This is a genomic window from Ruminococcus sp. AM42-11 (genome assembly GCF_003480145.1).
Classification (GTDB): Bacteria; Bacillota; Clostridia; order Lachnospirales; family Lachnospiraceae; genus Blautia_A; species Blautia_A faecis.
Genome location: NZ_QUIO01000052.1, coordinates 1 through 25,950 on the forward strand (window position 1 = coordinate 1; position 25,950 = coordinate 25,950).

A 25,950-nucleotide genomic window follows, 5' to 3' on the forward strand; every position below is an offset into this window, starting at 1 on the left:
AAACAGATCAAATCCGCCGAAGCCTCAATGAAATGTTTCCCGTTCGACTTGCATGTGTTAAGCACGCCGCCAGCGTTCATCCTGAGCCAGGATCAAACTCTCTGATAAAATGTTTGATTCACTCAAGACAACCAACTAGCTTAGTTATCTCTCGTCATTACTGTTATAAAAAGTTCATTCTTTTGAATGATGATTCGTTAAGAATTTTCGAGAATCGTATGTGTTTCACTGTTTAGTTATCAAGGTTGTTTCGCTGTTGTTTTCAAAACAGCTTGTTCATATTATCACATGTTCAAGTGTTTGTCAACAACTTTTTTGAACTTCTTTTGATTGAGAAATTCAAAACGGAGAAGGAGGGATTTGAACCCTCGCGCCGCTATTAACGACCTACTCCCTTTCCAGGGGAGCCCCTTCGGCCAGCTTGGGTACTTCTCCAAATTGCCCTACTTACTAAGTAAGTTCTTCATTAAATTGTTTGCTCTCTTGCGACAGCTTGTTTAGTATAACTGATGTTTCTTTATTTGTCAAGCACTTTTTAATTTTATTTTTTAAGTGTTTAACAAGCGGAGAGAGTGGGATTCGAACCCACGCGCCCTTGCGGACAAACGGTTTTCAAGACCGCCTCGTTATGACCACTTCGATATCTCTCCATATATAATAATCAAACCAAAAACGCTTTGCACATCAGGAGTTGTCCTTCACTCAAGAGGTTGTCTCTGTCAGTGCAAAACGTATTCTATCATTAAAACCTTTTTGTGTCAACAAGATTTTTTATTTTTTTCAAAAATTCATTCAATATCTCAAAAAAGCCTCTGCAATCGCCAGATCTTCTGGTGTAGTGATCTTGATATTCTGGTAGGATCCCTCCACAAGAAGGATCTTGGTTCCAGTCTCCTGCTCCACTACCATTGCATCATCTGTTACCCCTGTCATGTCCTTTTTGCGTATGCTTTCATAAGCTCCGCGAATCAGATCATATGAAAATATCTGAGGAGTCTGAATATTCCATACAATTTTACGATCTGGAGTCTCTTTAATATAGCCTGACGAGTCTGCCAGTTTCACAGTGTCCTTGGAGGGCATGCCCATTACACACGCATTGGTTCGCTTCACGGCCTCATATCCTCTTTGAACCATCTCTTCTGTGATAAATGGTCTTGCACCGTCATGAATGTACACGTAATCTGTATCCTGACAGCATAATAGTCCTGCATACACAGAATCATAACGCTCTTTTCCTCCTGCTGTCACCTTGCGCACCTTGGAAAAGCCATATTTTTTTACAATTTCCTGCTCACAGTAAGAAATCATCTCTTCCCCCGTCACCAGAATAATATCCTGGATCAGCGGACTCTCCTGAAAACAATGCAGGGAATAATACAGAACCGGCTTCCCTCCTATTTCCAGAAACTGCTTCTGTATTTTGCTATGCATTCTTTTGCCCTGGCCTGCCGCCAGAACGATTGCCGTACATCTGCCCTGCTCCATTATCTCTCTCCCAGTTTCAGGTTAGGAACTGCATTTAAGTCCCATCCATGGCGTGTTCCTTTGATATATTCGTAATAAGCTGCCACGCCGATCATCGCCGCATTGTCTGTACAAAAAATAGGTGACGGACGATAGAACTTATAGCCCCTCTTTTCACAAGCCTTAGTCATAGCTTCTCTCAAAGCTCCGTTGGACGCAACCCCGCCTGCAATAGCAATCTTATCCATGTGATAATCTTTGGCAGCAAGCATTGTGTGCTCCACAAGTACTTCTACCACAGACTTCTGGAAAGAAGCCGCAAGGTCGGCACGATTGATCTCTTCGCCCTTCATCTGGGCATTGTTAATATAGTTCAATACAGCAGATTTCACGCCACTGAAGCTAAAATCATAAGGACAGTCTCCTAATTTTCCTTTCGGGAAAACAATGGCGTCCGGATTTCCCTCTCTTGCCAATTTATCTACCTTTGGTCCACCTGGATAACCCAATCCGATTGCACGGGCAACTTTATCAAAAGCTTCTCCCGCAGCATCATCTCTGGTGCGTCCCAGGATTTCAAATTCTCCATAGTCTTTTACGATTACAAGATGTGTGTGTCCGCCGGACACGATCAGACAAAGGAACGGCGGTTCCAGATCCGGATGTTCAATATAGTTGGCAGAAACATGTCCTTCTATATGATGCACTCCAACAAGAGGAAGCTTTTTCGCATATGCAATGGCCTTCGCCTCAGCTACGCCCACAAGAAGAGCACCTACCAGTCCAGGACCATAAGTAACGCCAATTGCATCCAGATCATCCAGAGTCACATTCGCCTCGGAAAGTGCCTCTTCGATCACCTGATTGATCTTCTCAATATGTTTACGTGAAGCGATTTCCGGCACAACACCTCCATACAGAGTGTGAAGCGCAATCTGGGAAGAAATCACATTTGATAATATAGTCCTGCCGTTTTTTACTACAGAAGCTGCAGTTTCATCACAGGAACTTTCTATTGCAAGAATGAATGTATCTTTCATTTTTTAATCCTCTTCGAAATTCATTTCCATTGTTTTTCCGTCTTTGCCTGGATAAGCTTTTGGGAAAATATCCCGCACCATGTCCATATATTCATCTGGACGGATCAGAGACGGACTGTAATGAGTCAGCCACATTTCCCCTACATCAGCCTGCTTCGCCAGAGTAGCAGCTTCACGGAATGTCATGTGCTTATAGCCTTTTGCCTTCTCCAGCTTGTCATCCTCGCCGTACATTCCTTCGCAGATAAAAAGGTCTGAGCCAGACGCATTTTTCAAAATTGACTCGGTGGGTCTGGTATCTGTAGTGTAAGTAACCTTCAGTCCCTTTCTCGCAGGTCCCAGAACCATATCCGGAGTATATGTCACATCATCGGCTTCAATAGTCTGGCCTTTCTGCAGAGGATTCCAGTATTTCAATGGGATTCCCTGCTCACGGGCACGCTCCGGGGAAAATTTCCCCTGACGGAGTATCTCCAGTGAATATCCATAACAAAGTACATTGTGGTTTACCTTAAAAGCCGTGATCCTGTAACCATTAATCTCAAATACCTGTTCAGGTCCGTTAATCTCGATAAATTTCAGTTCAAAAGGAAGCTCCGGTGCGATCACGCGAAGTGCGTTCACTACCCTCTCAAGACCTTTCGGACCAATCAAGGTAAGCGGTTCTGTGCGCTCTGCATTCCCCATTGTAAGAAGAAGACCAGGAAGTCCGCTGATGTGATCTCCGTGATAATGGGTAAAACAGATCACGTCAACAGGCTTAAAGCTCCATCCTTTTTCCTTAATTGCCACCTGAGTTCCTTCGCCGCAGTCAATAAGAAGACTGTGGCCGTTATACCGGGTCATCAGAGCAGTGAGCCATCTTCTTGGAAGTGGCATCATACCTCCGGTTCCCAGCAGACAAACATCTAACATATATTAAAATATCCTCTTTTCTTTATTCTCCCAAAACGTGTTTTCCAAATGCCTTCCGAAGCAATCTTATAACAACATTTTTCAAACATGCTCCAGAGCAGGCTTGAAAAATGCTTTCTGCAAGATGTGCGTCACAATTTGTGGAAGATTTTGCCCGGATGAGGGCGCCGTAGTGGGCTACGGCAACCGAATTCGGGTGAAATCTACTGCAAAGTGGGGCGTGCAGATTGCGGAAATGATTTTTCAAACATGCTCTAGGAAAGTTTAACACAAGCAGTTTCCTAAAACAAGAGTCAGGTCTTCCCAATATGGAAAATCATTCAGAAATTATTAAGATGAAGCCGCTTGACAAACCGCTTACAATGTGCTTTCATAATTTGAACTTAACATTTGTTGCTGTTTTAAGCTCAGCAACAGAAAGGAATTATTATGATTTTCTGCAGCAAGCCTCAAAAATTCACCTGGCGAAACGCCATTACTCTGCTGCTTCTTCTGACAGCTGGCAGCATTCTCATCTTACTTCTGATACCTTCCGGTTCCTGGTTTGGCTCCGAGACAGACTGGTATTCCCAGCATGTAACCATTGCTGATTATATGAGAAAAAATTTTTATGCAACAGGAAGCCTGTTTCCGGACTTCACCGGACTTGGAGGCGGAACCAATTTCTTTTCCCTCTCCTACTACGGATTTATGCGCCCGGATGTACTGATTTCCTATCTTTTTCCCCATGTGGAAATGGAATGGTTTATTCAGGGATATGCAATATTTGAAATCCTGCTTGGAGGCGGACTTCTTTATTACTGGCTGCACAGGAAGGGTTTTTCGGATTTTACCAGCTTTGCATGCGGCTTTTTTTATCTTAGCGCAAACTGCTTTTTCCAGGCGCACAGACAGATCATGTTTGTGAATTATCTGCCATTTCTTTTACTGGCTTTCCTCTGCCTGGACCGGATTTTTGAGCACCAGGAACAGGACGTGTACCACATCCGTCCCCATATCGGACTGATCCTTTCCCTGTTTTTCTGCATTTTGCATAGCTTTTACTTTTTCCCATCCTGCTTTCTGGCATGCATCCTTTATATCAGCCATCTGCTGCCGGAGCATCTGAAAAATGTACCCGCCAGAATGCAGAAAAAACAAAAATGCAAAATATGGTGGAACTATATTGTGGACGTGTCTTTTGCCGTATCCATGAATCTCTTTCTCCTGCTTCCCACCGGTCTTTCCATCCTTGGAAATAAAAAGGATACCGGTGATTCCACTTCCCTGTTAAAAATCCTGGGAGTGAACCCCACACTGGACAGCATCCTATACAGTCCTTACGGCTGCGGACTCACTCTTTTTTGTCTGTATGCACTGTTTCTGTGCATACGGGAAAAGAAAACCCGAAAGCTGGCAATTGCTGTTTTTGTACTGCTGTTTTTTGACATTTTTTACTGGATTTTAAACGCCACTTTATATGTAAGGCCCAAATGCCTGATCCCATTTCTGCCTTTGATTCTTTACCTGGCTGCACAGGCTCTTGAAGGCCTCCGGCAGAAAAAAATACGCCACAGTCTGCCACTGGCTTTGCTTTGTGCAATTCCGGTTATCGTACAGCTTATTTTCCTTTTACATAATCAGCAGATCCGGCACCTGGTCACAGCTGATCTTGTGCTGCTTCTTGTCTGTGCTTCCCTTGGCGTTTTTCTGGAGGAAAAAGAAATCACGATACCAGTCAGCTGCTGGTGGATAAATCTTGGAGGACTTGTGCTTTTGCTTGCGATTCCTTCTATGCTTTATCTGACAAAAGGACAGGAAGAGCATTACGCCACAATTGCAGACGAGTCCAGAGACTATTTTTCCAGGGAGGATCTGGAGGCGTGCTGTGAAAATCCTCAGGCACGGTTCGATGTGATCGAGCACCCATCCAACAATTCAAACTACGTGATCACCGGGGAGCAAAATAAAAGCACCTTGTATTCTTCTATTTCCAACAGCACTTACAATACATTGGTGTACGATATCCTGCAAATGCCCATCAGCATCCGCAACCGTGTTGCCATGACAGCTGATGTAAATCCTTTTCAGGAATATCTGATGGGCGTCCGGTATATTCAGACAAAAGCAGATAAAGTTCCTGCGGGCTATAAGACCCTTCTGGAAAAAGACGGGCATATACTGGCAGAAAACAGCAATGTGCTGCCTATTGCTTATGGAAGTACGGCTCTGATGACAGAAAGTGAATATGATAAGCTTTCTTCTCCACAGACACTGGATACCATTACCAACCGCACAATTGTGCCGGATTCTCCTGACAATTCAGAGAATGCCAGTGATCTTTCTGCCGCTTTTTTGCCATACGCTTCTCAAATGAAGGAATATTCCCTGCCTGCCGATTTTCTTAATCACAAGACTTCAAAAAAAGATGAAACCGTCCGCCGGGAACTGCCGGAAACACTGCCGGCATCCACTATTCTGCTGCTCTCTTTTGACGTAAAATACAATGGGGAAAAGGATATGTCCATTACCATAAATGGCATCCGAAACCGGCTTTCCGGCTCTGAGGCTCCTTATCCCAACAATAATGATACCTTTTATTATATGATTTCTTCTAATGAGGATATGGATGCTCTGGACATTATGTTTTCCAGAGGAGAATATAAGCTCACAAATATAAAAGCCTACACCCTTCCATTAAGCCTGCTTTCCCATCCGGGGCTGGTAACTTTTCAGGAAAAAGGAATTTCCGGGAAAGAGATTCTAAACGGTAGTATTGATATGCCGAAAGATGGATATTTCGTAACCTCCTATACGTTCTCCAAAGGATACATTGTTTGTGTGGATGGGAAAGAAGCTGCACCGGTACAAGTTAACAAGGCGTTTCTTGGTTTTCCGTTACAAAAAGGGGCGCATGAAATCCAGATTGAATTCCATGCGCCCGGTAAGTCACTTGGGGCTGCACTCAGCTTTGTGGCATTTGCGCTTTTGATTTTCTACAATGTAGCGTATGGGCTCAGGCATAAAATCATGCGATAGACCATGACTGAAGCATGTTTGAAAAAGGCTTTCTGCAAAATGTGCGTCACATTTTGCGAGAATGAGAGGTTCTCACTTATCCACGCGGATGCCTAGTCATAAGCAGAGCATCTTCCACGGGATCCGTATAATATTTCTTGCGGATCCCGTCTTTTGTAAATCCCATTCTTTCATAAAGACGGATGGCAGTCCCGTTGCCTGTACGAACCTCAAGATGGATCGTGGTAACTCCCTGCTGTTCGGCAAGCCGGATCAGACTGTCCATAAGGAAATGCCCAATCCCCTCTTTCTGCCTGTCCGGGCGCACTGCAACATTGGTAATGTCGCCTTCATCCAAAACCATGATCAGGCCACAGTAAGCCAGGATTTCTCCTTTCTCTTCCACTACAAGGAACATGGCATCCTTGCGGGTCAGATAAGTAAAAAATCCCTCTTTCGTCCATGGCGGGGAAAATAATTCGTTTTCAATCTTCATGACCTGATCCAGATCATCTACCAGCATTTCACGAAGAACCATACTCTGACTTCTCCTTTTCTTCTCAGCTGTTTTTTTCAGAAGCTTTCTCTTCCTGCAGCTTCTGGGCGCGCTCACGCTCTGCCTGGGAAACTCTCAGGTATTCTGGAACATGCTCCATAGCAGTCACTACTTTACCCTCTTTCACATAAATCCCGCCAAGGCTGCCACTGCAGCTGCTCTTTGCTTATTCACATGGCAGGTGCAAAAGAATATGGAACCTTCAGGTTCTCCTGGATCATTTTTCCAAAAACAGGCACGCCATCACCAAGGAATACTACCTCTTCCCCTCTCGCATTCAATTTCTCAATCATCTCAGCCATTGGAACTGCCATCTGAGCTTCTACCGTTACCAGCTTATGCTCCTGAAAGCGGTAGATTCCTGTATAAACCTGACTTCTTCTTGCATCCATAATCGGACAGATCAATGCTCTGGAGTCATACAAATTATATGCCAGTGCATCCACAGTAGGAATTTCCACCAGAGGCTTTTTCAACGCAAGACCAAGTCCCTTGGCTGTAGCAGAACCGATACGAAGTCCTGTAAAAGAGCCTGGTCCGGCTGCCACTGCAATGGCATCAATGGTATCCAGATCCAGCTCTGTCATCTTCACCAGCTCGTCCAGCATAGGAAGAAGTGTCTGGGAATGTGTCTTTTTATAATTAACTGTATATTCCGCAATCAGGTTCTCGTCCTCCACTATTGCAACAGAAGCGACGATTCCTGAGCTGTCAAGACCTAAAATCTTCATTTTTACTCCTTACTCTCCCCACTTTTGGAGATTTTCTAATTTTTCTGCCACTTAATCTATTCTGGTAATCCGGTTACTGTGATCTTACGATAATCGAACCCTTTTTCCAGATTTTTCTCAATGGTAATCTCAATGATCTGCTCTGGCAGGATTTCTTCGATCAGATTAGCCCACTCAATGAGGCAGATTCCATTTCCGTAGAAATAGTCATCATAGCCGATCTCTTCCATCTCCTCAATGTCCCCGATCCGGTACACATCAAAGTGGTAAAATGGAATGCGGCCGCTTTCATATTCCTGAATAATGGTAAAAGTCGGACTGTTTACAGGCTCTGTGATCCCCAGTCCCTCTGCCACTCCCTGGGTAAAAACGGTCTTACCTACCCCAAGATCTCCTACCAGTGTGTATACCTGCCCGGGAAGAGCCTTTTCCCCGATCCATTTGCCGAAAGCGAAGGTCTCTTCGGGGCTGAATGTTTCTTTTATCATAACTTTACAACTCCTTTTTACTTGCAGAATTGCTCTTTGCATATTATAATAGAACGAATAACGAAATACAATACTTTTTGAAAAAGGAGATCAAACTATGGCAAATCCAGTTGTTACCATTACTATGGATAACGGAGATGTGATCAAAGCAGAGTTATATCCGGAGATTGCACCAAATACTGTAAATAACTTTATCAGCCTTGTTAAAAAGGGATTTTATGACGGACTTATTTTCCACCGTGTTATCAACGGCTTCATGATCCAGGGCGGCTGCCCGGACGGAACCGGAATGGGCGGTCCTGGATACAGCATCAAGGGTGAATTTGCTCAGAACGGTGTGAAGAACGAGTTAAGACATACCGAGGGCGTTCTTTCCATGGCAAGAGCCATGCATCCGGATTCAGCAGGAAGCCAGTTCTTCATCATGCACAAAAATGCTCCACACCTTGATGGTGCTTACGCTGCTTTTGGTAAAGTGACCGAGGGCATGGATGTGGTAAACCAGATTGCTGAGACTGACACTGACTACAGCGACAGACCACTTGATGAGCAGAAGATCAAATCCATGACAGTTGACACCTTCGGCGTAGATTATCCAGAGCCAGAGAAGTGCTGATCATTCATGCTCTGCAGGCAGACTGTTCCAGAGCATGTTTAAAAGGCTTTCAAAAGAACTTTATCCCTTGCATCTGTGGAATATTTATTTTCACAGATGCAGGGGTTTTTGTTCTCTTTTAATGGTCAAACACCTTTATTTCGCCTTCCACATCTGCGAAATAAAGCTCCTTCTCTTTCTCCATCTTTATACGTCCGCTGGTGGCTTCTGTGATCACCTTCTGGATTCTTCCAACCTGGTCATTTGGAACAAGAAGATGCATGATCACCTTGTCTGTGTACTCCGTGTCAAGAACCGGAAGCTGATTCTCTGCTGCAATATACTGCAGCTTGCCGATAGCTGTGTAATCTGCAGTCAATGCCAGTGAAATCCCATGGTGCTTCTCTATCACCGTACTCTCCCCCAGACCAGCCTGCACTGCTCCGGAATAGGCACGCACAAGTCCGCCGGTACCAAGGAGCACGCCGCCAAAATATCTGGTCACAACTACCGCCACATTATAAATATCTTCCCCCAGTATCACATCCAGCATAGGCCGTCCTGCAGTTCCTGACGGCTCCCCGTCATCGCTGCACCTTGTAAACTCCCGATGTTCTCCAATAGAATAAGCATAGCAATTATGTCTGGCATCCCAGTATTTCTTCTTCATTTCCTCTATGAAAGCAAGAGCGTCCTCCTCTTTTTCCACCAGGCGCACCGTCGCAATAAACCGGGATTTCTTCTCCGTAATCTCCCCCTCGCCTCCTGCATAGATGGTCTTATAATTTTCCAGCATACGGAAACCTCCAAAAACTCATAATAAAATAAAGATAACAGCTTGTTCTTCCTCATTTGCTATAGTGTAACATGAATTGGCTTTTCTTTCCAGTCTTGTAAAAGGATGCTGTTCACCTTACTATTCACTGATACCGTTCCGCGAGGTGTTTTTTGTGAACAAAGTTCACAGAAATATTCGATTTTAGGGTTTATTTACGAACCTGGATTTGATATAATAGAACGGATTATAAAGGAGGTTTATCATGAACTACGGAAAAAAATCGGCCTCTAAGAAACGGAATTCTCTTATTTCCCGCTCGTCCATGATGGGAAAAAGGGCACATGTTTCGTTTATCAGAGTCCTTTTCATCGGCCTGATCGCCCTGTGCGTTGCAGTATCCAGTCTTGGAATTGGTTCCATTCGTGGAATACTTGCAAATACGCCGGACGTAAATGAAGTGGATATCATGCCTCTTGGTTATGCCACTTTCCTCTATGACTGCAATGGTAATCAGATTCGTAAGCTGGCAGCACCTAATGCCAACCGACTTCCGGTTTCCATTGACCAGATTCCGGAGGATCTGCAGCATGCAGTAGTGGCTATCGAGGATGAGCGTTTTTATGAGCATAATGGAATTGATGTAAGAGGTATTCTTCGTGCTGGTGTGAAAGCACTTACTACCGGAAGCTTTTCCGAGGGTGCAAGTACCATTACCCAGCAGCTTCTGAAGAACAACGTTTTCACCAACTGGACCAACGAGTCTACACAGGTAGAGCGATTTACACGTAAGCTTCAGGAGCAGTTCCTTGCCGTTGAGATTGAGAAAAAGATCGGCGACAAGAACGTGATCCTTGAGAATTACCTGAATACCATCAACCTTGGTGCAGGTGCATACGGTGTACAGGCTGCTGCCCGTCAGTACTTTAATAAAGATGTGTGGGATCTGAATCTTTCCGAGTGCGTAACTCTGGCAGGTATCACCCAGGCTCCTACCAAATACAACCCAATCGAGAATCCCAAGGAAAATGCAAAGAGACGTAAAGAAGTTCTTGACCATATGCTGGATCAGGGTTACATCACTCAGGAGCAGTATGACGATGCTATTAATGATGACGTTTACACTCGCATTCAGGAGGCACAGGCTTCTAATACACAGTCTTCCAGCAAGACATACTCCTACTTTGAGGACGAGCTTACTAAGCAAGTTATCAATGATCTGATGAATATCAAGGGATACACCAAGACACAGGCACAGAACCTTCTGTATAGCGGTGGTCTGAAGATCATGACTACCCAGGATCCGGACATTCAGAACATTGTGGATGAGGAATATTCCGATCCATCCAACTATCCGGATTACGTACAGTACGCACTTGATTATGCCCTTACCGTGAAACAGCCGGATGGACAGGAAGTAAACTACAGCAAGGAAATGATGAAGCTTTACTTCCAGAATGAGGATCCGTCTTTTGATCTTTTGTTTGATTCCCAGGACGAGGGACAGACTTATGTAGACCGTTATAAAGCGAATATTCTTGCAGACGGAAGCACCGTTGTTGCAGAGCGTGTAAGCTTTGCCCCCCAGCCTCAGTCAGCAATGACGATCATTGACCAGCATACCGGATATGTGAAGGCAATCATTGGCGGACGTGGAACCAAAACTGCCAGCCTTACCCTGAACCGTGCTACAGACAGTACCCGTCAGCCAGGTTCTACATTTAAGATCGTATCCACCTATGCTGCGGCCCTTAATGAGAAAGGCATGACACTGGCTACCACTTACGAAGACCAGCCAATCACCTACGACAACGGTGCACCAGTCAATAATGCAAGCGGCAGCTTTAATGGTACCACTACGATCCGTACAGCGATCCGTAATTCTGTCAATACCGTTGCCGTTCAGTGTTTTGAGGATGTAACCCCTGAGCTTGGCCTGAAATACCTGGACAACTTTGGATTTACCACACTGGCACATGGTACAGAAGCGGATACCGATGCCAATGGCAATGTTTATACAGATGCCAACCTGCCTACAGCACTTGGCGGTCTGACCTACGGTGTTAAGAACGTAGAGCTTTGTGCCGCATACGCAGCCATTGCGAACGGCGGTAATTATATCAAACCGGTTTACTACACCAAGATTCTTGATCACAACGGAAACGTACTGATTGAGAACAACTCTGTAGGACGCTCCGTCATTAAGGAAACAACTGCTTATCTTCTTACAAGCGCCCTTGAGGATGTAGTTCAGAATGGTACCGGTACAGCCTGCCAGCTTGATAATATGGCAGTTGCAGGTAAGACAGGTACTACAGATGCATACAATGACCTCTGGTTCGTAGGATATACACCATATTACACATGTGCAGTATGGTCCGGTTACGATGGCAACCAGAAGATACCAGAAGGTGATGCACGTAATTTCCACAAAACGTTATGGCGTAAGGTCATGAACCGAATCCATCAGGGAATGGAATACAAAGACTTCGAAGTTCCAGATGGTATTGAGCAGATCAGTATCTGTGCTGATACAGGACTTCTTCCAAGAGTTGGCTGCCCGGTTACAGAGGAGTACTTTGATGTAGGAACCATGCCTACAGAGTACTGTGACCAGCATTTCTACGAATATGACGAGAGTCAGGATGAAGATATGGAAATCTACGATGTAAATGCCACTCCGACTCCAGATCCGGAAAATCCGGACGGCACAGACAATACAGATGGCAGCGGCGGTGACGGCACTGGCGGCGATGGTACTGGCGGTGACGGTACCGGTGGCGACGGTACCGGTGGCGGTGATATCCAGTATCCAGATGAAAGTGGCGGAGATTCTGGTAATGATGATATTTATTATTACTAAAAAGCTTTCAGCTGACAGTCAGTTATAAACAATTAAAACTGCAGTTTTCGTTTCCAGAAAGCTGCAGTTTTTTTCTGCCAGAATAATAACTGTTCAATGCCGGGAGCGGTGAACCATAGATACAAAGAAACGCCTTGCACAGAGTCTGCTGGATTCAGCAATCCTCTGCACAAGGCGTTTCCTGATTTTATGTATTATGAAATTCTCTGGATGATCGGAAATCAGTCTTTGATCACCATACGGGCTGCACCATAGATACCGGCATCATTTCCAAGGCTTGCAAGAATGATCGGAGTACTCTTGCAGGATGGAAATGCATATTTCTGATAGTACTTCTGGATACAGTCTGTAAGAGGTTTACCTGCTTTGGATACACCGCCGCCAATTACAATTGCTTCCGGGTCTGTTACACATGCAAACACGGCAAGTGTGCTTCCAAGAATGTCGCCAACCTTCTCCATAGTCTTAACAGCCAGAGCATCGCCCTCCTTGTAGAAGTCAAGAACATTCTTAGCAGAAAGCTTCTCTACATGACGCATCTTGCTGTCCTCCTGGCTCTCCTCCAGAATGTCATTTGCCACACGTACAATTCCGGTTGCAGATGCATACTGCTCCAGACATCCGTGATTACCGCAGTTACAGGGGCGAACTTCATTGTGATTGACACATGCATGTCCAATCTCTCCACCGGCACCGTGATAACCTGCGATGATCTTGCTGTCGATGATGATGCCGCCGCCAACACCGGTTCCAAGTGTTACCAGGATTACGTTCTTGGCCCCCTCTGCAGCACCCTTCCATGCCTCACCGAGAGCTGCGATATTGGCATCATTGGCTGCCTTTGCCGGAAGACCTGTAAGTGCGCTTAATTCGCTTGCTACGGCCTTAAAGCCCCAGTGCAGGTTAACTGCCATAGGAACTTCACCATTCTCATTAACAGGTCCTGGAATGCCGATTCCAACACCGTCTACATTATCCTTTGTGATTCCTCTCTCATCCAGCTTCGTCTTGATTGCATCTGCAACATCCGGCAGGATTGAAGAACCGTTATTCTCCAGTCTTGTTGGAATCTCCCACTGCTCAACCAAAGTTCCATTCGTAAGAAACAGACCGCATTTTACAGAAGTTCCTCCTACGTCAATACCAAAACAATACATACCCATTGTAAATTTCCATCCTTTCTGATCTATGAATTACTATTCTATGCATTACTGTTCTATGCATTACCGTTCTATGCATTACTGTGCCTTAAAGCCTGTTTAAAAAATTATTTCAGCAATCTGCACACTCTGATTTTTATTCTTCTCTTTTTTTGGCAATATTCGCCTGAACACGCTTGTACAGCTCCTCAGCTGCATTGTAGCCCATCTTCTTCTGTCTGTGGTTAACGGCTGCAGACTCAACGATAACAGCCAGATTACGTCCCGGACGAATCGGAAGGGAATGGCATACGATCTTGTTTCCAAGATACTCCGTATACTCCTCATGAAGTCCCAGACGGTCGTACTCCTTGTCGCGGTCCCACTCTTCCAGTTTGATAACAAGATCCACAGACTGGGTATCCTTAACACTCTCAACACCAAACAGGGTCTTCACATCAATAATACCAATACCACGAAGCTCAATAAAGTGACGTGTAATATCCGGTGCGGAACCAACTAAAGTGACATCACTCACCTTGCGAAGCTCAACAACGTCATCACTGACAAGACGATGACCACGCTTGATCAGCTCAAGGGCTGCCTCGCTCTTACCAATACCGCTCTCGCCTGTGATCAGGACACCCTCGCCATAAACATCCACAAGCACACCGTGAATGGAAATACAGGGAGCCAGCTGGACGCCAAGCCAACGGATGATCTCTGCCATCAAACTGGACGTAGTTCTCTCTGTCACAAATGTAGGTACATTATATTTGTATGCAAGATCGATCATATCCTGTGACGGTCTTGTCATAGTGCTGAAGATGACACATGGGATCTTGCTGGAGATAAAACGCTCGTACTTGAATGTGCGCTCCTCATCGCTTAACTGCATCAGATAAGTATACTCTACATATCCGATGATCTGAACACGCTCGTTTGCAAAATGCTCCAGATATCCTGTAAGCTGCAAAGCCGGACGATTTATTTCTGCTGTCTTCACATAAATCTCTGTAAGGTCAATATCAGGCGTCAGGTTGGTCAGATTCAGTTCCTGCGCCAGCTTGGTAAGCTGTACACCCTTCATGCTTTTATCTCCTTTTTCTCTAATGAAGTCCTTCCCGCATAAGCAGTTCCCTGCAGTTACAAGATTCCTCATAATAGGTGAAAACTGTTATGCAGTCTGTGCAGGTTTCTTTGCACTGCACATAGAAATTATATACATTGCCAAAAATCCACACTTATCTGTATTATACACAATTTTTTCTGTAACTTCAATGTCGAATCTTGTTAAAACTGTTACTGTTCGCTCTATTCACAGTAACACGCTTCGCGATGCACAGAAATCATGCATTCGTATGATTTGGCGCTCTATGAAAAAACTGATAGACAGCCTCCGCGCTCTGTACATTCATAGACTCTGTCTGACTTAATTCTTCCACAGAAGCATCCCTGATATTCTCAACAGACCGGAATCTTCTCATAAGAGCCTTTCGCCTGGTCTCGCCAATTCCCGGAATATCATCCAGAACGGAATGTACCTGTTCTTTGCTTCTAAGGGAGCGGTGATACTCAATGGCAAAACGGTGAGCCTCATCCTGGATCCTGGTTACCAGATGGAAACCCTCACCAGAAGTATCAATGGGAATTTCAATATTATTGAAATACACCCCTCTGGTTCGGTGGTTGTCATCCTTTACCATACCACATACCGGAATATCAATTCCAAGCTCTCCAAGAACCTTCCGTGCAATGTTTACCTGGCCACGTCCGCCATCCATAAGGATCAGATCCGGAAGAATGGAAAAGCTGTCGTATTCGCCCTTAGATTCATGGGTAAAACGCCTTGTAAGCACCTCTTCCATGCTGGCGTAATCGTTAGGGCCCTGCACCCATTTGATCTTGAATTTTCGGTAATCGCTGCGCTTCGGCTTACCCTTTTCGTAAACCACCATGGAACCAACGGACTCAAACCCACTGATATTGGATATATCGTAGGCCTCCATACGCACAATATCCTTAAGCCCCAGCCAGTCCTCAATCTCCTTCACCGCGCCGATCGTACGTCCTTCTTCACGCTTGATCCGTTCTCTGTCTTTGGAAAGGACCATCCAGGCGTTTTCCTTGGCAAGCTCCACCAGCTTCTCCTTTGTTCCCTTTTTCGGTACACGGATGTGAACACGCTGTTTACGCCTTGCCGTCAGCCAGTCTTCAATGATTTCCCCATCCTCTATCTCTGTCTGCATCATGATTTCCGCCGGAATAAAAGGCGTTCCTGCATAAAACTGCTTCAGAAAGCTTGACAAAACCTGTGCTTTGGTATCGCCTCTTGCCACACGGAGAAAAAAGTGATCTCTGCCGATCAGCCTGCCGCCACGCATAAAAAACACCTGCACAACTGCATCCTGCTCCCGGAGATCTTCACTTTCATCCATGGCAACTGCAATAATATCCCTGTCCTCTTCCCCATAGGTAGTAATCTTCTGTCGTTCTCCGATCCGCCTGATACTGTTGATTAAATCACGATATCCTGCAGCATCCTCAAAACGCATCTCCTCTGAAGCAGCCATCATTTTCTCCGTCAGCTGATCAATGGTCTCCTTGTAATTTCCATTGAGGAAATGAAGTACCTGTCCAATGTTCTGCTTATACGCTTCCTCACTTACATTTCCCTGGCAGGGGGCCGTGCACTGCTTCATATGATAATACAGACATGGACGGTCTTTGCCGCAGTCACGGGGCAGATTACGGTTGCAGGAGCGCACCATATAAATCTTGCGGACCAGCTCGATCACGTCTTTCACAGCTGTGGAGCTGGTATAGGGTCCGAAATATTTCGCCTTGTCCTTTTTCATGGTGCGGGAAAAAAGGACTCTGGGATAGGGCTCGTTTACCGTCACTTTAATGAATGGATATGTCTTATCATCCTTCAACATGGTGTTGTATTTCGGACGGTGCTCCTTGATCAAGTTGCACTCCAGTACCAGCGCCTCCAATTCAGAATCGGTGACAATATATTCAAATCTGGTAATGTGAGTGACCATCTGCTCAATCTTTGCGCCTTTATTGCGGCTGCTCTGAAAATACTGACGGACACGGTTCTTCAGACTGACTGCCTTTCCCACATAAATGATCTCATCTTTTTCCCCATGCATAATGTAGACACCAGGCTTACCGGGCAGCTTTTTTAATTCTTCTTCAATCAGGAACATAAAAACCCTCCTTTGTTGAAAAGAACCGGGAAAACATGTCTCCCGGTTCTGATGTTTTATCCTATATTATCTGTATTGTTCAATTACAGGAACGGCAATAGCAGATTCCGCTGTCTCTGTGTCCGCATTTGCCTCATCCGTTTTATCCTCTGCTTTCACAGCCTCATCCAGCGCCTTCAGCCCTTCTGCATCCAACACATCTGAAACTTCCATTCCCTTCTCCACTGCGCGGAAAATGATCATAAATTCCTTACCGGTAATGGTCTCCTTGCGGATCAGATAAGCAGCGATCTTGTCCAAAGCCTTTCTGTGGCTGCTGATCAGGCGCTTCGCCTCCTCATAAGAAACACGAAGCAACTCCATAACCTCATGGTCAACTTCGGTAGCTGTATTGTCACCGCAATTAAGCACTGCACGACCATTCAGATACTGATTCTCCTGAGTGGCAAGACCCATCAGACCAAACTTCTTGGACATACCATACTGGGTGATCATAGCACGGGCAACCTTGGTGGCCTGCTCAATATCATTGGAAGCACCAGTTGTCACGCTGTCAAAAACGATTTCCTCAGCAGCACGTCCGCCAAGATATCCGACCAGCATAGCTTCCAGTTCTTTCTGGGTATTCAGATATTTCTCTTCTTCCGGAACCTGCATAACGTAACCAAGTGCGCCCATAGTACGAGGTACAATGGTGATCTTCTGTACCGGCTCGGAATCCTTCTGAAGGGCACTTACCAGTGCATGTCCTACCTCATGATAGGATACGATACGGCGCTCCTGGGCACTTAAAATACGGTCTTTCTTCTCTTTTCCAACAAGAACCACCTCAACAGACTCCAGAAGATCCTTCTGGGAAACTGCGTGACGGCCATTCTTAACAGCCAGGATAGCGGCCTCATTAACCATATTGGCAAGATCAGAACCAACGGCACCGGATGTGGCAAGGGCAATTGCCTCGAAATCAACGGTATCGTCAAGCCTTACATTCTTCGCATGAACCTTCAGGATATCAATACGTCCTTTCAGGTCCGGACGGTCAACGATAACACGGCGGTCAAAACGCCCCGGACGAAGAAGTGCCGGATCCAGTACCTCCGGACGGTTGGTAGCTGCCAGGATCAGAAGTCCCTTGGAAGTATCAAAACCATCCATCTCTGCAAGCAGCTGGTTCAAAGTCTGCTCACGCTCGTCATTACCTCCACCGTAATGGGAATCACGGCTCTTTCCAATGGCATCAATCTCATCAATAAATACGATACACGGCGCATTCTTCTTGGCTTCCTCAAAAAGATCACGGACACGGGAAGCACCTACGCCAACGAACATCTCCACAAATTCTGATCCAGAAAGGGAAAAGAACGGTACATGTGCCTCCCCTGCAACAGCCTTGGCAAGAAGGGTTTTACCTGTACCCGGAGGTCCTACAAGCAGGGCGCCCTTCGGCAGTTTAGCACCAATTTCCACGTATTTGCCTGGATTGTGAAGAAATTCCACAACCTCCTGCAAGGATTCCTTGGCCTCATCCTGTCCGGCAACATCCTTAAATGTGATTCCGGTCTCTTTCTGTACATACGCCTTGGCGCGGCTTTTCCCAACGCCCATCATACCACCGCCGCCTTTGTTCATGCGGCGCATGAAAAACATAAGAAGCACAAACAGAAGCACAGACGGTAAAAGTACGCTAAGCATCATTGCCATAAATTCTCCGAAAGCATCCGGCGGCTCAGATTTAAAAATAATACCGGTTCCTTCCAGACGTTTGGTAAGGGCAGTCTCATCTTCTGTCAGATTGGTGTAATAACTGATCTCCTGATAAGGATTCACCTGCTTCTTCGGCACGATGGTCAGATTATCAGACTGAAGTGTAACGGATTTCACTTCATCATTATTCACCATATCAATAAACTTATCATACGTAATCTCACTGGAATTATCCTGCAGCATATTGGTAAACAGGCTGAAACACACCAGAGTAACCAAAAGACATATCAGAAAAGCCAGAATGGACTGATGATTTTTCTTATTGCGGTTAGGATCCTGATCTCTTCTTGGATCCCCTTTATCAGGGCGGCGTCCGCCTTGATTGTTGTCCAGATTATTATCCATTTCATTCCTCCTTACTATCTTTTCTATTATAAAGATAAAACGCAGATAAATCAACCTGGATATTGTGAAAACCCTCTGAATTTTTTTGAAAAAAAGTCAAAAAAATTCACATCAGAAAAATAAATAGATACTTTTTTTACGGCGCGAACTGTAGTATACTAGAGCGTGATTGAAAAAGGCTTTCTGCAGGATGTGCGCACAATTTGCAGGAATGATTTTTCTAATACAGTCCAGGAACATATTTTTTGAGGCAGGTGCAGAACGCATCTGCTGTATCCTTTTTACCTGTAACTTTACAGTAAGAAATAACATAATGGATGAGGAACTAAAAGATTACTATGTGCCGCAAATATTTCGCAAGGTGTTTTGTGAACATAGTAAAGAACAACCCAGAGAAAGAAGGAGGAAAGACAGAATGAAAAAAATTGGGTTCGATAATGACAAATATCTGAAAATGCAGTCCGAGCACATTCGTGAGAGAATCAGCAAATTTGACAACAAACTTTATCTGGAATTTGGAGGCAAGTTATTTGATGACTACCACGCTTCCCGTGTTCTTCCAGGATTTGAGCCAGACAGCAAGCTGCGCATGCTGATGCAGCTTTCCGACCAGGCAGAGATCGTAATCGTAATCGGTGCGCCTGATATTGAGAAGAATAAGGTTCGCGGTGACCTTGGCATCACATATGATGAGGACGTACTCCGTCTGATGAACGAGTTTACAAGCAGAGGACTTTATGTAGGAAGTGTGTGCATCACACGTTACTCCGGACAGGACAGCGCAGATGCGTTCAAGAAGCGTCTGGAGAAGCTTGGAATCAAGGTTTATGTCCTTTATAATATCCCAGGTTATCCAAGCAATACTTCCCTGATCGTAAGTGACGAGGGATACGGCAAGAATGACTATATCGAAACCACCCGCCCGCTGGTTGTTATCACAGCACCTGGACCTGGAAGCGGAAAAATGGCTACCTGTCTTTCCCAGCTTTATCATGAATACAAGAGAGGAATCAGCGCAGGCTATGCCAAGTTCGAGACTTTCCCGATCTGGAATATCCCGCTGAAGCACCCGGTAAATCTGGCTTATGAAGCTGCTACCGCTGATCTGAATGATGTCAACATGATTGATCCATTCAATCTGGAAGCTTATGGTCAGACCACTGTCAACTATAACCGTGACGTAGAGATTTTCCCTGTTGTACAGGCTATGTTTGAGAAAATCATGGGCGAGTGCCCTTACAAATCTCCTACAGATATGGGCGTTAATATGGCTGGAAACTGTATTGTGGATGATGAGGTTTGCCAGGAGGCTTCCCGTCAGGAGATCATCCGCAGATATTACAAGAGTATGGATGCGCTTATGTCCGGTACCGGCACAGAAGAGGAGGTTTACAAGATCGAGCTTCTTCTGAAGCAGGCACATGCCACACTGGAGGACCGCAAGGTTGTTCCTGCTGCCCTGGAAAGAGAGAAAGAAACTGGTGCTCCGGCTGCTGCCATGGAGCTGGAGGACGGAAGGATTATCACAGGTAAGACCTCTGATCTGCTTGGTGCATCCTCTGCCCTTCTTCTGAATGTGTTGAAGGAGCTTGCCGGAATCGATCACCAGAAGCATGTGATCTCCCCTGATGCCATTCACCCCATTCAGGAACTGAAGACAGATTATCTTGGAAGTAAGAATCCTCGTCTTCATATGGATGAGACCATGATTGCTCTTTCCATCAGCGCCGCTACGAATCCAGAAGCACGTCTTGCCCTGGAACAGTTTCCAAAGCTGAAAGGCTGCCAGGCACATACTTCTGTTATGCTGTCTTCTGTGGATGTGCTTTCCTTCCGTAAATTGGGCGTAGAGCTGACCTGTGAGCCGAAATTCGAGCAGGGGAAGAAGCTGTAAGGATAAGCAGGCATAGATTTTGTTGTTGCGTAATATAAAGCTCTGGCAAATGATTGTTTGAAAATTATCATTTGCCAGAGCTTTTCTTGTATATGTGCCCAGACAACGGCTTAACCGCAAAAAACTGCCATTAAGCCGCACGAAGCCTTGAATTTACGGAAAAAATTTCACACCGTCGCTACCTTGAAAAACAGCATTCTTTCATTCATGCATTTATAGCTCCGCTTCGGTGTCACATTCCCCACACATCTTCTTCGCAGTCTCTTCTGGCACTTCGATCAGTCCAAATTTCCAGAACAATGGATAAATATAAGAAATACCTCTAATATCCCCTAATGCCTTTGGACGTTTCACGATGCCGGATATCTGCCGGCAATTTTGGAATGCCATTTTTATGCTGCTCCAGGACAGGGTTTTGCTGTTTTCACGGCGGTCGATGAGAAGCTCTTTGTTGTAGGTCCCGTCTTTGCCGATTTTCAGCTTGTACTGGTATGGGAGACCAGAGGCTGTGCGAAATGGATAGTTTTGGAAGGCTGCAATTGCTGACCAAAGAGTCTCTTCCTCACAGTTCTGTTTAAGAGCATCAAGAACTTTCTGCTGCCCATCTGTCAGTTCCGGCTTGTCATATGCCTTTATTTTTCTACCTGTAAATCCGGCTCCGGCTTTGTCCTCATCATTTTGTTCCTTTACTTTATCCCAATTGCCGTTTTCTTTCTCCAGCATTACTTTCAACAACCTTATAATTCCTTTGATTTCCTGCACAATCTGAACACCCAATACATGAAAATCTATTTTCTTTTCCCTGGAACTATATTTCTCTTCCAGAAGCTTTGCCTTTTCCTCATCATGATCCTTGTATCTGGCTTTCCCGGACATGTAAGCATAAGAATTGGCAGTTCCCGGATATTCAATATTTTCCTGCAGATAAAATGGAGATGGATTCTCTTCCAGATCATGCTTCAGGCAATTCAGTTTCTCTAAAAACTTCCCGGTAACTTCCGGGTAATGCTCTTTTATATACACAAGATTCTTATGCAGACATACTGCACTTTTTTCCATCATCTGCCGTTCTTTTGGATTCTTCAGACAGTCATATTCATAATCCTGAACTTCATGTCCTTCCATGGAACGGATCAACTCACTATACCAGTACATATGCTGCGCAGAATTGTCCGGAAACATAAAGTAAGTGGAAAATTCATGGTCGATCATCGGAGCCAGCCTCAGAATTTCTCCTTTTTTATTACAAACGAACGCAATATTCTCATAGTGATAATTCTGATCGCCTTTCAGCATGGAAACCAGGATCTGCATGGCAAGCTGCTCTGCCATGTCTTCGTGATTCTGGAAATAGGAAGCCTCCAGAATATCCGTATAATCATAAAACATCATACAGTAATTCTCATACTGGTCTATATCCACCTTTTTATCCGGATACTTCCGAAAGAATTCCAGAAGATTCAAAAGCTGCTCATCTTCATTATAAATCCTTGGAACCACAGTCCCATAATCATAGTATTTCTGTGTCTCTTCTTCATAACCATGGCAAAAAGCCAGCTGATATAAAGGCGCCGATACAAAATATTCATTTATCACATTCGACCAGAACACTTCCGCATAAGCGAACAAAGGCGTGGAAAATGGCTTAGATTTACTCAACGGCTTAAAAATCTGATTTCCACTGTAAACCGGAAAATGTTTCTCTCCCTTTACTACGCCGACTGCTTCCGCGGTCAGATTGCCTATTCTGTCTGCATAATTGAAGTGGACAGTTTCATAATTTATTTTCAAAGGTCTCACATCCTTTTTTTTTAAAAAGATTCAATCTGACAACTTTCTTTTCAGAAAAAGCCTGTCTTCCTTACTCAAACTCCTTCTTCAGCGCATCCTCCATCACATCTACCGGCGCTTCCACGCCTGTCCAGAGGGTGAAATTCAGTGCGGCCTGCTGTACCAGCATTCCAAGACCGGTGATAGTTTTTGCACCATTTTCTGCTGCGGACTTTAGGAAAATTGTTTCCGCCGGATTAAATATGACATCGCATACACACATTTCCGGTGTGATGGCAGTATAATCAATGTCTGGCTTGTCTGTCACATTTGGAGAAAAACCGATTGAAGTGGCATTGATTAAAATATCTGTATCAGATGGAATTTCCATATTGTTTTTCCAGTTAAGATACTTTGCACTGCTATCTGTTTTCATCTGAATAAGAGATGCCAGTTCCTCACCTTTTTCAATGCTTCGGTTGATAATATTGATATGAGTCGCCCCATTTAATGCACATTCAACAGCTATCGCCCTGGCTGCTCCGCCAGCGCCAAGAATAGTCACATTTTTCTTATCCAGAGTCTCACCAGAACTCTTCAACGCGGTTACAAACCCTTTTCCATCCGTATTCTCACCGAATAGTTTTCCCTTTTTCTGGATAACCGTATTCACTGCTCCTATAATCTCTGCTGCCGGACTCAGTTCATCCAGATAAGGGAGAACCTTGGTCTTGTGAGGCATGGTAAGATTGATTCCCTTCATGCCAAAGATTTTCACACTGTCCATTGCCTTTCCAAGATTCTCTGGAAGCACTTTAATGGTCAGATAACGATAATTCAAATTTTTCGCTGCAAACGCAGCCTCCTCAACTACACCAGTAGGATTATCATCCACTGGATCACCAAAAACGCCGGTTAATTCTGCACGATAGTTTTTCATGTTTGAATGCCCCTTTCTCTTTTTCAAAATCATCCTTAAAATCGAATCCAAACTCACTTTCACAATGCATCCGAATAAATACCGCTCACTCCCATAGCCCTGTATTTCTCCCACTGTCCCCGGTAATTCACAGTATGAGTATATACTTTGATCTTGTATTTCTTAAAATATTTCACTACTTTGGAAGTTACCCGTCCTTTTGGAATTGTTACTACGTTGCCGGATAATGGGATCCTTGGTATACCAATGGCTCTGGGCGTGTGCCGGCTAGGCGGGAATTATGAGAACGGCTATTAATAAAACAATTGTGTATAAAAGTTTTTTCATGTATTTATTTTCCCTAAAAACACATTGTAACTGAAAAGCACGATTAACCAGATTCATAACTTTTCCCCCTTCGCACATGCTCCTATATAAAAATAGATTTCACAGTATTACTATTTTCTGTTTTTACAATGATACCATGAAAGCTTTAGAGTCTCAATAATTTTGTGGGCAGCAATATTGCCAGCGTCTCAAGGGTTATGGTTCACTCCCCAATGCCAATCCGATCAGTCTATCCGCCTGATCTGCCATGAATAACGGAATATTCAACACATCATTGTCCAGTTTCAGATTATCCAGTGAGAAACGGATGCGTAGCTTGACCTTATCAGGAAACAGTTCCTTGAACTTCTTCATACTCTTGCTGGTTGTGTTTGCTTCGGATTTGACCTCCACGGGAAAGATGTCGTTCTCCCGCTGAATGAGGAAATCCACTTCGTAAGGTGGGTTGTTCTGGCTCCAATAACGAGGCATGACTTCAAACTGAGTAATTAAAGTCTGCAACACAAAGTTTTCGGTTAATGCGCCTTTGAATTCAGTAAAAAGACGGTTGCCTTCGCCAAAAGCAGTGGGGGCCAACTGTGCCAGACGGCGAAGCAATCCCACATCCACCAGATAAATTTTGAAAGCCGACAAGTCATCGTAAGCTGCAATCGGCAGGCCAGGAGCTGAGCTGCGATAAATTTTATGCACTAAACGGGCATCCACCAGCCATTGTAAGGCATTCTCGTACTCACGGGCTCGTGCACCTTCCTTGACCACTTTATAGATAAACTTCTTGTTCTCTCTTGCCAGTTGAGACGGAATGGATTTCCAGATCATTGAGATTTTCGGGAACTCGCTGAGATTAGGATGTTTGGCAAAATCACGCTCATAGGCTCCGATGATTCCGGATAATGCTTCCTGCATAGCAGAAACATCCCGTGCCTCCGTCCACATCAATACCGACTCCGGCATACCACCGGTGACATAGTACATTTTCAGCTTCTCATACAGCGGATTAAAGAAGGCGTCAGGGATGGGTTCAAGGGTGTCCACCTGTTCCAGATACTGTGCCAGGTTTTCATCACCGTTGGCAAGCAGGAATTCATTAAAGGTCATCGGGTCAATCTGCATAAAGTTGACCTTACCGACCGGAAAAGAAGCGGGTTTCGCCAGAGCAATACCTAACAGAGAACCGGCGCAGGCAACGTGATACTGCGGTGCGTTCTCGCAAAAATACTTCATAGAGTTAATGACCTTAGGGCAGTCCTGCACCTCATCAAAGATGATAAGGGTTTTTTCAGGCACAATTTTTTGACCGCTTGCCAGCATAAGGTTTTGTAGAATCCGGTCCACATCCTTGGTTGTTTCAAAAAATTGCTTATATTCTTCATTTTCGTCGAAGTTAAAGTAAGCTGTATTTTCATAATAACGTCTGCCGAACTCTTTCAGAATCCAAGTCTTTCCTACCTGACGTACGCCCTTCAATATTAAAGGCTTGCGGTAGGGAGAATTCTTCCAAGCCAGCAACTTTTTTAAGATAAATCGTTCCATAGAATCACCTATCACATTTTTATTGGAGTTTTATGCTTGATAATCACATTTTTATTAGAGTTTTGTGCTTAATAATCACACTTTTATTATATGCGAAATTCATGAAATTACAACCGAAAACACAAAATTATTTAATTTTAATGCTTAGCAATCACACTTTTATATGAGAAAGGACTGGAAATGGATTGCTCCATTTCCAGCCCTTGCCCTCATTGCGGTATATTTCACCCGAATTCGGTTGCCGTAGCCGCTACTGCGCCCTCATCTGGACGAAATCTCCCACAAATTGTGACGCACATCTTGCAGAAAGCCTTTTTCAAACATGCGCTAGGATTGCAGAATTCCGGCAGCGCGAAGATTTGCCAGAAGTGTATTTAGCTGTGTCACAGCATCCTCTGTACCAGTAGCATCTGCTACTGCCGCTGCCGGAGTTGGCGCTGGGCCGGTTGGACCAATCGGGCCGTCTGCTCCGACAGGACCGGTTGGACCTGTCGCTCCGGCTGGGCCGGTTGGGCCTGTCGCTCCGGCTGGACCGGTTGAGCCTGTCGCTCCGACTGGACCGGTTGGGCCTACTTCTCCGGGCTGGACCGGTTGGA

21 protein-coding genes, 2 tRNA genes, 1 rRNA gene and 2 pseudogenes are annotated in these 25,950 nt (G+C 44.9%); 6 read left to right on the forward strand and 20 right to left on the reverse strand.

Translation table 11 applies throughout. The features are described from left to right. From DW904_RS20040 to DW904_RS26025, 7 genes and pseudogenes are all read right to left on the reverse strand, one after another. Positions 1-108 (reverse strand): 16S ribosomal RNA (locus tag DW904_RS20040); the annotation flags it as partial. Positions 109-345: 237 nt separating this feature from the next. Beyond that, a tRNA-Ser gene (locus tag DW904_RS20045) sits at positions 346-435 on the reverse strand. Between the two features lie 129 nt (positions 436-564). After that, positions 565-650 (reverse strand) — tRNA-Ser (locus DW904_RS20050). 142 nt (positions 651-792) lie between these two features. Next, positions 793-1,488, reverse strand: a complete 696-nt coding sequence (gene ispD / locus DW904_RS20055) for a 2-C-methyl-D-erythritol 4-phosphate cytidylyltransferase (protein ID WP_118583886.1) — start codon at positions 1,486-1,488, stop codon at positions 793-795. Further along, positions 1,488-2,507 (reverse strand): tRNA (adenosine(37)-N6)-threonylcarbamoyltransferase complex transferase subunit TsaD, encoded by a 1,020-nt coding sequence (tsaD, locus tag DW904_RS20060; RefSeq protein WP_118583888.1) that lies wholly within the window; start codon positions 2,505-2,507, stop codon positions 1,488-1,490. The genes ispD and tsaD overlap by 1 nt, the downstream gene beginning before the upstream one ends. A 3-nt stretch (positions 2,508-2,510) precedes the next feature. After that, positions 2,511-3,422, reverse strand: a complete 912-nt coding sequence (locus DW904_RS20065; protein ID WP_118583890.1) for a ribonuclease Z — start codon at positions 3,420-3,422, stop codon at positions 2,511-2,513. A 22-nt stretch (positions 3,423-3,444) separates the two neighbouring features. After that, a pseudogene (locus DW904_RS26025) lies at positions 3,445-3,609 on the reverse strand (DUF6783 domain-containing protein); the annotation flags it as partial. Between DW904_RS26025 and DW904_RS26030 the strand changes: the two are divergent. Together DW904_RS26030 and DW904_RS20070 are read left to right on the forward strand one after the other, a co-directional pair. Then, positions 3,547-3,690 carry a DUF6783 domain-containing protein gene (locus DW904_RS26030; RefSeq protein WP_306797114.1) on the forward strand — a complete coding sequence of 48 codons (144 nt, stop codon included), beginning with the start codon at positions 3,547-3,549 and terminating at the stop codon, positions 3,688-3,690. The pseudogene DW904_RS26025 and the gene DW904_RS26030 overlap by 63 nt on opposite strands. 161 nt (positions 3,691-3,851) lie before the next feature. Beyond that, positions 3,852-6,440: a YfhO family protein gene (locus tag DW904_RS20070; RefSeq protein ID WP_118583892.1), complete on the forward strand. Its 2,589-nt coding sequence runs from the start codon at positions 3,852-3,854 to the stop codon at positions 6,438-6,440. Between the two features lie 76 nt (positions 6,441-6,516). Here the strand turns inward: DW904_RS20070 and rimI are convergent, their stop codons facing one another. Genes rimI through tsaE form a run of 4 tightly spaced genes read right to left on the reverse strand, consistent with a single transcriptional unit; the run spans position 6,517 to position 8,194 of the window. Next, entirely contained in the window at positions 6,517-6,957 is a 441-nt protein-coding gene (gene rimI / locus DW904_RS20075; protein ID WP_118583894.1) for a ribosomal protein S18-alanine N-acetyltransferase, read from the reverse strand. Positions 6,958-6,979: 22 nt separating this feature from the next. Next, a complete protein-coding gene (locus tag DW904_RS26035; protein WP_347562217.1) occupies positions 6,980-7,102 on the reverse strand; it encodes a hypothetical protein in 123 nt (40 codons plus the stop codon). Between the two features lie 43 nt (positions 7,103-7,145). Beyond that, positions 7,146-7,706, reverse strand: a complete 561-nt coding sequence (tsaB, locus tag DW904_RS20080; RefSeq protein ID WP_347562218.1) for a tRNA (adenosine(37)-N6)-threonylcarbamoyltransferase complex dimerization subunit type 1 TsaB — start codon at positions 7,704-7,706, stop codon at positions 7,146-7,148. A gap of 56 nt (positions 7,707-7,762) precedes the next feature. Next, entirely contained in the window at positions 7,763-8,194 is a 432-nt protein-coding gene (gene tsaE / locus DW904_RS20085) for a tRNA (adenosine(37)-N6)-threonylcarbamoyltransferase complex ATPase subunit type 1 TsaE (RefSeq protein WP_118583896.1), read from the reverse strand. A gap of 97 nt (positions 8,195-8,291) precedes the next feature. Between tsaE and DW904_RS20090 the strand changes: the two genes are divergently transcribed. Then, entirely contained in the window at positions 8,292-8,810 is a 519-nt protein-coding gene (locus DW904_RS20090) for a peptidylprolyl isomerase (protein ID WP_118583898.1), read from the forward strand. A gap of 118 nt (positions 8,811-8,928) precedes the next feature. Here the strand turns inward: DW904_RS20090 and DW904_RS20095 are convergent, their stop codons facing one another. Next, positions 8,929-9,585 (reverse strand): YigZ family protein, encoded by a 657-nt coding sequence (locus DW904_RS20095; RefSeq protein ID WP_118583900.1) that lies wholly within the window; start codon positions 9,583-9,585, stop codon positions 8,929-8,931. 244 nt (positions 9,586-9,829) lie between these two features. On the opposite strand from DW904_RS20095, the gene DW904_RS20100 reads away from it, so the two are divergent. Beyond that, positions 9,830-12,427, forward strand: a complete 2,598-nt coding sequence (locus tag DW904_RS20100; RefSeq protein WP_118583902.1) for a PBP1A family penicillin-binding protein — start codon at positions 9,830-9,832, stop codon at positions 12,425-12,427. A 221-nt stretch (positions 12,428-12,648) separates the two neighbouring features. Here the strand turns inward: DW904_RS20100 and DW904_RS20105 are convergent, their stop codons facing one another. From DW904_RS20105 to ftsH, 4 genes are all read right to left on the reverse strand, one after another. Next, the gene (locus DW904_RS20105) at positions 12,649-13,590 is read right to left on the reverse strand and encodes an ROK family glucokinase (RefSeq protein WP_118583904.1); all 942 of its coding nucleotides are present in this window, start codon (positions 13,588-13,590) and stop codon (positions 12,649-12,651) included. Between the two features lie 133 nt (positions 13,591-13,723). Then, positions 13,724-14,656, reverse strand: coding sequence for an HPr(Ser) kinase/phosphatase (hprK, locus tag DW904_RS20110; RefSeq protein WP_118583906.1), 933 nt, complete (start codon positions 14,654-14,656; stop codon positions 13,724-13,726). Between the two features lie 259 nt (positions 14,657-14,915). Continuing rightward, a complete protein-coding gene (uvrC, locus tag DW904_RS20115) occupies positions 14,916-16,781 on the reverse strand; it encodes an excinuclease ABC subunit UvrC (RefSeq protein ID WP_118583908.1) in 1,866 nt (621 codons plus the stop codon). A gap of 66 nt (positions 16,782-16,847) precedes the next feature. Beyond that, the gene (gene ftsH / locus DW904_RS20120) at positions 16,848-18,890 is read right to left on the reverse strand and encodes an ATP-dependent zinc metalloprotease FtsH (RefSeq protein ID WP_118583910.1); all 2,043 of its coding nucleotides are present in this window, start codon (positions 18,888-18,890) and stop codon (positions 16,848-16,850) included. A gap of 415 nt (positions 18,891-19,305) precedes the next feature. Here ftsH and DW904_RS20125 point away from each other — a divergent pair, with 415 nt between their 5' ends. Then, a complete protein-coding gene (locus DW904_RS20125; RefSeq protein ID WP_118583912.1) occupies positions 19,306-20,784 on the forward strand; it encodes a DUF1846 domain-containing protein in 1,479 nt (492 codons plus the stop codon). Positions 20,785-20,997: 213 nt separating this feature from the next. Here the strand turns inward: DW904_RS20125 and DW904_RS20130 are convergent, their stop codons facing one another. Both DW904_RS20130 and aroE read right to left on the reverse strand, forming a co-directional pair. Further along, entirely contained in the window at positions 20,998-22,575 is a 1,578-nt protein-coding gene (locus tag DW904_RS20130) for a hypothetical protein (RefSeq protein ID WP_118583914.1), read from the reverse strand. Between the two features lie 70 nt (positions 22,576-22,645). After that, the gene (gene aroE, locus DW904_RS20135) at positions 22,646-23,494 is read right to left on the reverse strand and encodes a shikimate dehydrogenase (protein ID WP_118583916.1); all 849 of its coding nucleotides are present in this window, start codon (positions 23,492-23,494) and stop codon (positions 22,646-22,648) included. Positions 23,495-23,647: 153 nt separating this feature from the next. Here aroE and DW904_RS23105 point away from each other — a divergent pair, with 153 nt between their 5' ends. Beyond that, positions 23,648-23,791: a hypothetical protein gene (locus DW904_RS23105; RefSeq protein WP_202187784.1), complete on the forward strand. Its 144-nt coding sequence runs from the start codon at positions 23,648-23,650 to the stop codon at positions 23,789-23,791. Between the two features lie 225 nt (positions 23,792-24,016). Here the strand turns inward: DW904_RS23105 and DW904_RS20140 are convergent, their stop codons facing one another. Beyond that, positions 24,017-25,354 carry an ATP-binding protein gene (locus tag DW904_RS20140; RefSeq protein WP_118583918.1) on the reverse strand — a complete coding sequence of 446 codons (1,338 nt, stop codon included), beginning with the start codon at positions 25,352-25,354 and terminating at the stop codon, positions 24,017-24,019. 327 nt (positions 25,355-25,681) lie between these two features. Continuing rightward, positions 25,682-25,950 (reverse strand): annotated as a pseudogene (locus DW904_RS24685) (collagen-like protein); the annotation flags it as partial.

Bases quoted from the DNA above. Each gene is read 5' to 3' on its own strand.
- ispD (WP_118583886.1), bottom strand. From the start codon at position 1,488: ATGGAGCAGGGCAGATGTACGGCAATCGTTCTGGCGGCAGGCCAGGGC.
- tsaD (WP_118583888.1), bottom strand. From the start codon at position 2,507: ATGAAAGATACATTCATTCTTGCAATAGAAAGTTCCTGTGATGAAACT.
- DW904_RS20065 (WP_118583890.1), bottom strand. From the start codon at position 3,422: ATGTTAGATGTTTGTCTGCTGGGAACCGGAGGTATGATGCCACTTCCA.
- DW904_RS26030 (WP_306797114.1), top strand. From the start codon at position 3,547: ATGTGCGTCACAATTTGTGGAAGATTTTGCCCGGATGAGGGCGCCGTA.
- DW904_RS20070 (WP_118583892.1), top strand. From the start codon at position 3,852: ATGATTTTCTGCAGCAAGCCTCAAAAATTCACCTGGCGAAACGCCATT.
- rimI (WP_118583894.1), bottom strand. From the start codon at position 6,957: ATGGTTCTTCGTGAAATGCTGGTAGATGATCTGGATCAGGTCATGAAG.
- tsaB (WP_347562218.1), bottom strand. From the start codon at position 7,706: ATGAAGATTTTAGGTCTTGACAGCTCAGGAATCGTCGCTTCTGTTGCA.
- tsaE (WP_118583896.1), bottom strand. From the start codon at position 8,194: ATGATAAAAGAAACATTCAGCCCCGAAGAGACCTTCGCTTTCGGCAAA.
- DW904_RS20090 (WP_118583898.1), top strand. From the start codon at position 8,292: ATGGCAAATCCAGTTGTTACCATTACTATGGATAACGGAGATGTGATC.
- DW904_RS20095 (WP_118583900.1), bottom strand. From the start codon at position 9,585: ATGCTGGAAAATTATAAGACCATCTATGCAGGAGGCGAGGGGGAGATT.
- DW904_RS20100 (WP_118583902.1), top strand. From the start codon at position 9,830: ATGAACTACGGAAAAAAATCGGCCTCTAAGAAACGGAATTCTCTTATT.
- DW904_RS20105 (WP_118583904.1), bottom strand. From the start codon at position 13,590: ATGGGTATGTATTGTTTTGGTATTGACGTAGGAGGAACTTCTGTAAAA.
- hprK (WP_118583906.1), bottom strand. From the start codon at position 14,656: ATGAAGGGTGTACAGCTTACCAAGCTGGCGCAGGAACTGAATCTGACC.
- uvrC (WP_118583908.1), bottom strand. From the start codon at position 16,781: ATGTTCCTGATTGAAGAAGAATTAAAAAAGCTGCCCGGTAAGCCTGGT.
- ftsH (WP_118583910.1), bottom strand. From the start codon at position 18,890: ATGGATAATAATCTGGACAACAATCAAGGCGGACGCCGCCCTGATAAA.
- DW904_RS20125 (WP_118583912.1), top strand. From the start codon at position 19,306: ATGAAAAAAATTGGGTTCGATAATGACAAATATCTGAAAATGCAGTCC.
- aroE (WP_118583916.1), bottom strand. From the start codon at position 23,494: ATGAAAAACTATCGTGCAGAATTAACCGGCGTTTTTGGTGATCCAGTG.
- DW904_RS20140 (WP_118583918.1), bottom strand. From the start codon at position 25,354: ATGGAACGATTTATCTTAAAAAAGTTGCTGGCTTGGAAGAATTCTCCC.